General features: G+C 72.4%; 10 protein-coding genes. 7 read left to right on the top strand and 3 right to left on the bottom strand.

Translation table 11 applies throughout. The features are described 5' to 3' along the window. The first annotated feature begins 42 nt into the window (after window positions 1-42). From ACLF3G_RS25740 to ACLF3G_RS25765, 6 genes are all read left to right on the top strand, one after another. Entirely contained in the window at window positions 43-285 is a 243-nt protein-coding gene (locus tag ACLF3G_RS25740) for a type II toxin-antitoxin system Phd/YefM family antitoxin (RefSeq protein ID WP_430672262.1), read from the top strand. Next, a complete protein-coding gene (locus tag ACLF3G_RS25745; RefSeq protein ID WP_430672263.1) occupies window positions 282-674 on the top strand; it encodes a type II toxin-antitoxin system VapC family toxin in 393 nt (130 codons plus the stop codon). Before ACLF3G_RS25740 ends, ACLF3G_RS25745 begins: the two co-directional genes overlap by 4 nt. Next, window positions 671-1,666, top strand: coding sequence for a tyrosine-type recombinase/integrase (locus ACLF3G_RS25750; protein ID WP_430672264.1), 996 nt, complete (start codon window positions 671-673; stop codon window positions 1,664-1,666). The genes ACLF3G_RS25745 and ACLF3G_RS25750 overlap by 4 nt, the downstream gene beginning before the upstream one ends. Then, window positions 1,663-2,280 carry a hypothetical protein gene (locus tag ACLF3G_RS25755; protein ID WP_430672265.1) on the top strand — a complete coding sequence of 206 codons (618 nt, stop codon included), beginning with the start codon at window positions 1,663-1,665 and terminating at the stop codon, window positions 2,278-2,280. The genes ACLF3G_RS25750 and ACLF3G_RS25755 overlap by 4 nt, the downstream gene beginning before the upstream one ends. Beyond that, on the top strand, window positions 2,270-3,133 hold the full coding sequence (locus ACLF3G_RS25760; protein ID WP_430672266.1) for a segregation and condensation protein A: 864 nt from the start codon (window positions 2,270-2,272) through the stop codon (window positions 3,131-3,133). Before ACLF3G_RS25755 ends, ACLF3G_RS25760 begins: the two co-directional genes overlap by 11 nt. A gap of 93 nt (window positions 3,134-3,226) precedes the next feature. Continuing rightward, window positions 3,227-4,852, top strand: a complete 1,626-nt coding sequence (locus ACLF3G_RS25765) for an SWIM zinc finger family protein (protein WP_430672267.1) — start codon at window positions 3,227-3,229, stop codon at window positions 4,850-4,852. A gap of 109 nt (window positions 4,853-4,961) precedes the next feature. Here the strand turns inward: ACLF3G_RS25765 and ACLF3G_RS25770 are convergent, their stop codons facing one another. The 3 genes from ACLF3G_RS25770 to ACLF3G_RS25780 form a co-directional block, all read right to left on the bottom strand. After that, complete coding sequence (locus ACLF3G_RS25770) at window positions 4,962-5,450, bottom strand: RES family NAD+ phosphorylase (protein WP_430672268.1); 489 nt, start codon at window positions 5,448-5,450, stop codon at window positions 4,962-4,964. Further along, window positions 5,447-5,881: an antitoxin Xre/MbcA/ParS toxin-binding domain-containing protein gene (locus ACLF3G_RS25775; RefSeq protein WP_430672269.1), complete on the bottom strand. Its 435-nt coding sequence runs from the start codon at window positions 5,879-5,881 to the stop codon at window positions 5,447-5,449. Before ACLF3G_RS25775 ends, ACLF3G_RS25770 begins: the two co-directional genes overlap by 4 nt. Window positions 5,882-6,036: 155 nt before the next feature. Then, entirely contained in the window at window positions 6,037-6,978 is a 942-nt protein-coding gene (locus tag ACLF3G_RS25780; RefSeq protein WP_430672270.1) for an ArdC family protein, read from the bottom strand. A 388-nt stretch (window positions 6,979-7,366) separates the two neighbouring features. Between ACLF3G_RS25780 and ACLF3G_RS25785 the strand changes: the two genes are divergently transcribed. Then, on the top strand, window positions 7,367-9,052 hold a 1,686-nt coding region (locus tag ACLF3G_RS25785; RefSeq protein WP_430672271.1), incomplete at its 3' end, for a DEAD/DEAH box helicase.

Genomic DNA, 9,052 nt, shown 5'->3' on the forward strand with positions numbered 1-9,052 from the left:
GGCACAGGAACCGTAAGACCAACGTTGGTCAGGAGGCCGCGCATGTCCCAGGTCAACCTCTACGAGGCCAAAACCCAGCTCTCCCGCCTCGTCGACCGCGCCGCCGCCGGCGAGGAGATCGTCATCGCCAAGGGCGGCCGCCCGCTGGCCCGCCTGGTGCCGCTGGCGGTGCGGACCCAGCCGCGCGAGCTCGGCTTCCTCGGCGACGCGGTCTGGGTCGGGCCCGATTTCGACGCGCCGCTCCCCAACGATCTGGCGCGCGCCTTCGATGGCAAGGATCCGTGAGGCTGCTCCTCGACACTCAGATCTTCATCTGGACCGTCACCGACACCGCGCGCCTGCCCGCGGCCGTCGCGGCTGCCGTCGCGGCACCTGGCAACGAGGTCCTGGTCAGCGCGGCTTCGGTCTGGGAGATTTCCAGCAAGGCCGCGCTCGGGCGGCTGCGTTTCCCGCTTGAGCGGATCGACGCGATCCTCGAGCGGGCCGGGATGGAGCACCTGCCGATCCGGGCCGCCCACGGCGTCGCCGCCGGTGCCCTGCCGCGGCATCACGGTGACCCGTTCGACCGCATGCTCGTCGCGCAAGCCCGGGTCGAGGACCTCACCCTGGTCAGTACCGACGCCCTCGTGTCCGCGTACGACGTCCGGCTGTTTGGGGCGGAGCCGGCGCGATGAGTGAGGCGCTATTGCCCATAGCGGTCCGCGAAACGGCCACCGCCCCGGCGCCAACCGCCTTCGGTACGGAGGCTCTCGCCGCCGCCCGCTCCTATGCCCGCGACGCCCTGGCGCCCGAAACGCTGCGCGCCTACGCCACCGACTGGGCCCACTTCACCGCCTGGTGCCAAGCCGCCGGCTGCGCGCCGCTGCCGGCCGAGCCTGCGGCGGTGGCCGCCTATCTCGCCGCCCAGGCGTCGCTCTACGGCCGCTCCGCCCTCGAGCGCCGGCTCGCCGCCGTCGGCCATGCCCACCGCCTGCGCGGGCTTGAGTGGTCCGCCGGCCATCCCGCCATCCGCACCACGCTGCGCGGCATCTTTCGGACCCATGGCAGCCGCAGGCGCCAGGCAGCCGCCCTGACCTCGGCCGAGCTGAAGAAGCTCGTCGCCGCCTGCGGTGGCGACCTCGCCGGGCTGCGCGACCGGGCACTGCTGCTGCTGGGCTTTGCCGGGGCGCTGCGCCGCTCCGAACTGGTGGCGGTGGAGCGCGAGCATCTGCGCTTCACCGAGGCCGGGCTGCGGCTGCTGATCCCCACCTCTAAGACCGACGGGGAGGGCAGGGGGGTCGAGCTCGGCATCACCCGCGGCAAGCGCCCCGAGACCTGCCCGGTGCGCGCCCTCGAGGCCTGGCTCGAGATTTCCGACTGCCGCTACGGCCCGGTGTTCCGCAAGATCGATCGCTGGGGAACGATCGAGCACCGGGCGCTCGGCGGCGACGCCGTGCGCGACATCCTCCTGAAGCGGGCCGCCGCCGCCCGCATCACCGCGGAGGGCGGCGAGCGCCTGTCGCCGCATGGGCTGCGCGCCGGCTTCGTCACCGAGGCCTATATGGCCGGCGCTCGCGACGAGCAGGTGATGGACCACACCCGCCACCGCGACCTCAAGACCATGCGCGGCTACGTCCGCCGCGCCAAGCTGGTGACGGAGAGCGCGACGAGGCTGCTGGACCTGTGACCACGGCACAGGCCGGGGAGGGGGAGGTCAAGCTCCTGGCACCCGCCGCGACTGACTGGCTCTACCACCACCTCCGCGTCACCGGGGCGCCTGAGGCGGTGGCGCTGTTTCGGGCGGCCGCGGCCGGCGCCGGCGTGATCCCCTGGACGCATGACCACGGCGACGCGGCCGAGCGCTGGTTCCACATGCTGCTCGCCCCGCCCCCGCAAGCCCGCCGCACCATCAGCCTGGAGGGCGCGCGGATCCTCGCCGGCCAGCTCCGGGATGCCGTCGAGGCCCGTGGCCAGCTGGTGGCCGAGCGGGCGCCGCAGAGCCGGGCCTGCCCGTTCGACCTGCACCGGCTTCTGCCGGTGCCCGACCGCCTACTGCGGCTCGGGCCCGATCACCGGGACAGCCGCGCCTGGCTGTGGTCGCACTGGGGCACGACGGAGGCGCTGCGCGGCGTGGTGGAGCTGCCGATCGGCGGGCGGGGCGGCGCGCGCCGGCGCGACCCGGGCCTGTTCTGGGCCGGGTTCTGGTCCGCCGACTGGACCCCTTGGCCAGCGCTGGTCGCCCTTCGCACCCACTGGCCCGACCTACGCTTCGACTTGCGGCCGCTCTACGATGGCCCATGACGGCGACGCCTCCCTCCTCGACGAGCGCCGGCCCATCGAGCTGGGCAGCTCCGGCGCGCCGGCGCTGCGGCTCGGCAGCTACGAGGGCCCGCTCGACCTGCTGCTGGAGCTGGGCCGGGCGCAGCGGGTCGACCTCGCCCAGATCTCGGTCGTGGAGCTGGCCGAGGCCTTCGGCGCGGCGGTGGAGCGCGCCATTACGGGCCGGCGCGTGCCGCTGTCGCAGATGGCGGACTGGCTGGTCATGGCCGCCTGGTTGCTCTTGCTGCGCTCGCGGCTGCTGCTGCCGGCGGGATCGGAGGCGGACCGGGCGGCGCAGGCGGAGGCAGCCGCGCTGCGGCGGCGGCTGGCCGACCGCGCGGCGGTGCGGGCGATGGCCGACTGGCTGGAGCGGCGACCGCAGCTGGGCCGGGAGGTCTTCGGGCAGGGCGCGCCGGCACCGGAGCCGCAGCCGATGCCGCTCGCCGACATCACCGAACTGCTGCGCGCCTGCCTGCGGCTGATCGCCCTGCCGATGCGCCAGCGCGTCTACCGACCGAACCCGCCGCCGCTCTGGCGTGTGCCGGACGCGCTGGCGAGGATCCGAGCGCTACTGGCCGAGCTGCCGGAAGGCGGCGTGCCACTGGCCGTGCTGCTGCCCGGGGAAGGGGAGGGGATGGCGACCTGCCTGCAGCGGCGGGCGGCGCTGGCCAGCACGCTGGTGGCGGGGCTGGAACTCACCCGCGAGGGCGAGCTCACCCTCGATCAACTCGCCGCCTTCGGCGAGATCCGTGTCAGCCGGCCCGTGTCGGCGGGCGTCCATACCAGCTCGGCGCCCGTCCCGGTGGGTGGCGTCGCGGAGCCGGTGCGGACATGACGCGTTGGCCGCGCATCCCGAGCCGCGGAGAGCCCCTCCATGCCGCGTTTTGATCCTGATCGTCTTCGTATCCTGGCCGGCGATGCGGCTCTTGTGCGCGGCGAGGCCTACGCAGCGTCCGGCGTCGTCACGCCCATCGGGGCTGGGGCCGGCGACCTGCTCGCGCTTGTCCAGGGGAGCGACAGCTACCGGGTTCGGCTGCGCGGAAGCGGCACGCGCTTCGACGGTGACTGCACCTGCCCCGCCTTCGACCGTGAAGGCTGGTGCAAGCACCTCGTCGCCGTCGCGCTCGCGGCGAACGCGGCGCCGGCCGATGCACCGGACCCGCGCGCCTCGATCCGTGCCCACCTGCTGTCGCTGGGGGCGGAGCGGCTTGCCGACATGCTGCTCGACCTGGCGGACCACCACCCCGCAATCCTGCGGCGCCTCGACCTCGCGGCCAGCGCCGCAGTCGCGCCCGTGGCAGACCACGCCAAGCGACTACGCCATGCGCTCGGCCGCGCCCTGCGTCCGTCCGGCTACGTCGAGGACACCGACACATGGCTCGAGGAGATCCTCGACACGCTGGAAGGGATCCCAGCCCTCATCGCCGGCGGTGCCGCAGGAGAGGCCAAGGACCTAGTCAAGACCGTGCTCGATGACCTCCCCGGCATGCTGGAGATGATGGACGAGGTCGAGGATGGCGCTACTGAGGTGCTGGAGCGCGCCGCCGCACTTCATCGAGACGCCTGTCGTGTGCTGCGCCCCGATCCACACGTCCTCGCGGCGGAACTCTTCGAGCGCGCCTGGGACGACGACGCCTTCGGCACCTTCGCCCAATCCGACGAGACCTACGCTGATCTTCTGGGCGAGACCGGGTTGGCCGAATACCGGCGTCTTGCCGAGGCGGCCCATGCCCGGCTTCCGCCGGTCGGCCGCGACGCCACTGACCCGAAGCCCGCTGACCGGCGCCGGCTGACGGCGATCCTGGACCGCTTTGCCGAGCGTGCCGGTGATTTTGAGCGGCGGATCGCATTGCGCCGTGCTGCCCTCGTGCATGCGCATGACTATCTGGCGCTGGCACGCTTCTGCCTGGACCAGGAACGTTCACAGATAGCGCTGCAGGTGGCAGAGGAGGGCGTCTGGTTGTTCGACGATGCGAGCGGCACCCCGCTCGTCGAATTCCTCGGCGAACGTCTCGTGGCGGCCGGTCGGCGGGAGGACGCCATCGCGGCCCTGTGGTGTGGCTTCGAGCGGGTGCCGGCCTTCAGCCTCTTTCGTGCGCTGCAGGCGCTGGAGATGCCGGACGCGGCGGACCGGTCGCTCGGCGTCGTGCGTACGCGCCGAGGCGGGGCGGGCAAGGTCGATCGCTGGCGGATTACAGCCTCCATCGAGTTGGAGATCGAGATCCTGATGGCGGCCGAGCGCCTGCCAGAGGCGTGGGAGCTCGCCTGGCATCACGCCGTGCCGGGCACGCTGCTGCTGCGCCTCGCCCGCGCGAGCGAGGCCTCGCTGCCCGCCGAGGCGTGCCGGGCGTACCGCCACGTCGTCGAACAGCAGATCGCACTGACGGATCGGCGCGGCTACGAGGAGGCATGCCGCTTGCTGGGCCGGCTGGCGGTGCTCGAGCCCGCCGAGAAGCACGCCGCCTTCGTGACGGCGCTGCGGGCGCAGCATCGTGCAAAGCGGTCTCTGGTGCCGATGCTCGACCGGCACCTCGCCGAGCGGGGCAAGGCGTGATCTGCGCGGGTCACGTCCAGCCGCTCCGCGGCATCGACGCGGGATCCGAACCTGAAGCCCTGCCCGAACCTCATCCACATCCGCCGGACGCGGTAGCGGCCCAGGCGGTCTACCTCGGCGAGCCGAGGAGGCGCCGATCCCAATGGACTGGCTGATGCAGGCTCGTGGTAATGTGCCGGAACTCGGGGTGCGCCGGATTGATCAGCATGTTGTCGTCGACGCGGGCAACGACAGACGGGACGATGAGGATTACGGAACGCGCTTCGCGGACCCAGGCTGATCCGTAAGCCTGGGCCACGCTCTCGTCGGCCGCGTCCCAGCCGGGCAGCGCCGCGGTGTTGAGGACCTCGTAGGTCAGCCCGCGCGGGATGGTGATGGTGATAAAGTGCTGGTTTGGCGGCAGGCGTCCGGCGCCGTGGACCAGCTTCTCGAGCATGGCGGTCGAGTAGTTGGCGGCCGCATAGATCACGGGCGTGGTGTCCGTGTTCCAGCGTCCTGGCGCGAGACGGGAGCCGGTCGCGTCGAAGATCGGGTAGGCCCCGGCAGGATCCCCAATGCGATAGCAGGTGAGGGTGCGGTCGAGGATCTGCGCCGTCACGCCGCCGTGCCGTGCCTCAGTCGCCCGAGGATCCGTTCGACCAGGCGCGCGCCGACATCCGAACCGAGGGCGACGGAAAGGGGCGTGTCGTCGTCGAGCAGCGGGTGGCGGCGCTGAAGGAAGTCGCGCGCCTCGTCGTCCGAGCCCCAGACATCCCGCGCAACGGCATAGACGCCGGCGACGCGGGCGAGCTTGGCGCTCTCCTCGGCGGAGAGGCGCTTCGTCTTTTGGCGGCGCGCCAGGGTAGCCTTGGGGACGAAGGCGTAGAGGGTCTGCATGTCGCCCGGCGCGAGCGCCTCGGCCAGGCGGAGAAGGGCGCGGATGGGCAGGCCATCCTGCAGCTGACGGGCAAAACGCAGCGGGTCGGCGGATCGTCCGGCCGAGGGTGTAACCCCGAGCACTCGGATGACATCAGCGATGGCGGCTTCCATGGGCGAGGTCCGTGTCCAGTTGAGACCACATGAGCCTCACTTGGTCCGTTTGCAAGGTTGGCGGCCTTCGGTAGCTCCGCCCGTTATGGATCGCTGACCACAGTGATGTTCTTACCCGGCGGCGTGGGTGACGCCGCCGGGTGCCTGAGCGCCGGCTACTCGGCTGCGGCGCCGCTGATCTGGTGTTCCTCTGGCTGCAGGCTCCAGAGGTAGTCGCAGGCGCGCTGGGCGTGGGCGGCGGCGACGAAGATGAAGCGCTTGTCGCTGGCCAGCACGCGCAGCCAGGAGCCGATATAGGCGGTGCTGTCCTGGCGCAGGTCGTGGTCGATGCCGAGCGAGGCGCAGGTGAAGGCCGCAGTGAGTTCCGCCAGGATCTCCTCCACCGCCCGCGCCTCCTCGCTGTGCCTCCGCGTGATGGTCTCCCGGTTCAGCCGCGACGGGTGGCCGGTCCAGTGGCCCATCTCATGCGCCAGCGTCGCGTAGTAGGCCTCCGGGTAGATGAAGTCGGCGATCGCTGGCATGCGGATGTAGTCGAGGTTGGGGGTGTAGAAGGCCCGCTGCCCGCCCGGGCGGATGTCGGCCCCGGTGTCGGTGAAGAACCGCTCCGCCGCCTCGATCCGCTGCACCGGTGCGGCTTCAGCCGGGTCGCTGGCCGGGTGGTAGCGCTCGGGCAGGCCGTCGATCTGGCCCGCGTTGAACACGGCATAGCTCTTGAGGAACCAGATGCGCCGCTCCTCCTCCTCGCCGTCGGGCGTCTCCTCCACCCGGCGGATTGTGTCGCTGTAGGTGACGGTGGTCGCCGTCTCACCCTTGCGGACCTGGCCACCCAGTTCCTGCGCCTGGCGGTAGGTCATGAAGTAGGGGGAGGTGTAGCGGTGGGCGCACATGGCCATCCATAGGACCAGGGTGTTGATGCCGCGGTAGGGCTGGCCGGTGTGGCGGAGGGGGAAGCCGGCGCCGGTGGTGCGCCAGGGGCGGCGCCAGGGCTTCAGGCCGAGTTCCAGCTCGGCCAGGATGGCGTCGGTGACGGTCTGGTAGAGGTCGGCGCGCTCGGTGCCGGTGTTGGCGGTGGTGTGGGTGGTGCTGGACTTCCTCATCTGGTCTCTCCTCGAAAAGCGACAGCTTTTCGGGGGCGAGGCCCGCGCCAGTGAGCGGAGGGAGGGGGTCCAGGTCAGCGGGGCCGGAGGGGTATCTCCCGGCATTCTGCTGCTGAATGTCGGGGACACCGGCCCGGCTGCCCGCAGGGTCGCCTGGACGCCCGGGAGGCCGCAGGCCTCCAGAACAAGGCCGCGTCGGCGGCCAAAGGTCAGCTGATGACCAACAGGCCCGTGCCTCTCCTCGCCCTGAGCCCAAGCTGAGCTACGGCAATTCCGCGGAGGCCTGCGCCCCCGGCGCTCCACCTCACCGCCATCGCGCGCGAGCATGCTGGACAGGAATCTGCTGAGGAATCAGGATTCTGGCTTGATTGCCAGGAGTTCCACCCGCGTGTCCCCACGCCCGCTCCGCAGCCACCAGTCCGATTTGCTCGGCCTCGTCCGCGCCATCGCCGCGGGCGAGGCTTCGGGCGTCAGTGACATCCTCGCCGCCGTCACGCCCGGCGGCGGCAAGTCCCTGCTGCCGGTCATCGCTGCCCAGGCGCTGATCGGCGCCGGCCTGTGCGAGCGCATCTGCTGGGTGGTGCCGCGCGACAGCCTGCGCCTGCAGGCCGAGGAAGCCTTTGCCGATCCCGCCTGGCGCAGCGCCCTCGGCCATGGCCTGTCCGTCCGCGCCGCCGACAACGCCCCCGACCCCTGCCGTGGCCTGGCCGGCTACGTCACCACCTACCAGGGCATCGCCGCCGCGCCGGACCTGCACCTGGCCGAGTTCCGCCGCCACCGCACCCTGCTGGTGGTGGACGAGGTGCACCACCTGCCGAGCCTCGGCCACAACGACAATGCGGGCGGGGAGGCCGACGACGCCGCCGGCTGGTCGGCGGCCATCGAGCCGCTGTTCAGCCTGGCGGCGCATCGCCTGCTGCTGTCCGGCACGCTGGAGCGTGCCGATGGCCGCCGCATCCTGTGGCTGCCCTACCGCCGCGGCAGCGGGGGGCGGGAGGAGGTGGACCTCGCCGCCCCCGGCTGGGCCGTTATCGGCTACAGCCGCGCCCGGGCGCTGGCGGAGCGCGCCGTGCTGCCGGTGTCCTTCGGCGCGCTGGATGGCGAGGCCTCCTGGCTGGGGCCGGAGGATGCGCAGGGCGCGCGCGCGCATCTCGGTCCGCACCGCCTGCGCGCCCCGGCACCGCATGAGGCGACGCGCCCTGCCCTGTTCACCGCCCTTCGCACCGGCTTCGCCGACGCCCTGCTGCGCCGCGCCTTCGACACCACGCGGAGCCTGCGCGCGGAACGCCGTGCGCAAAGGGCGCTGGATGCCCCGGCTCGCGGCCTCGGCAAGCTGCTGGTGGTGGCGCCGGACCAGGTGCAGGCGCGGCGCTACCAGGAGACGCTGCGCGGCTGGGTGCCGCCGGCGCAGGCCGCGACGGTGGCTTTGGCCGTCTCCCAGGAACGCGACGCGCATGAGACACTCGCCGCCTTCCGGCTGACGCCCGAACCCTCCATCCTGGTCACCGTCGCCATGGCCTATGAGGGGCTGGATGCGCCGGAGGTTTCCGTGGTGGCGGCGCTGACCCATGTGCGGTCCCGCCCCTGGCTGGAGCAGATGGTGGCGCGCGCCACGCGGGTGGACCCGCAGGCCGGCCCCTATGCCACGCAGCGCGCCACGGTCTTCCACCCCGACGACCCGCTGTTCGCGCGCTTCCGCTGGCGGATGGAGCGTGAGCAGGGCACGCGGGCGAAGCCGCCCCGCCCGACGCGCCAATCCAGCCTGCCCCTGCCGGAATGGCTGGAGGCGGAGATGGCCGAGACGCGGGAACGCCAGGGCATCGTGCCGCTGGAGAGCAACGCGCTAGCGCTGCGGCTCAGCACCCTGCGGCCCGGGCCGGACCTGGCGCAGGGCTTGGCCGCGGTGCGCGCGCCCAACCCGCAGGGCACGCTGCTGGAGCCGCCCTCGGTCGCCGAACGGCGCCTGCGGCAGCGGGTCGACGAATTGATCGCGGCGCAGGCAGTGGAGGACATGGCGGAAGGGCCGACCGCCTCGACCCGCACCGGCAGGACCTGTCCCTCGGCCTCACATCGG

This window comes from Falsiroseomonas sp. HC035, from assembly GCF_050563525.1.
Lineage (GTDB): Bacteria > Pseudomonadota > Alphaproteobacteria > Acetobacterales > Acetobacteraceae > Falsiroseomonas.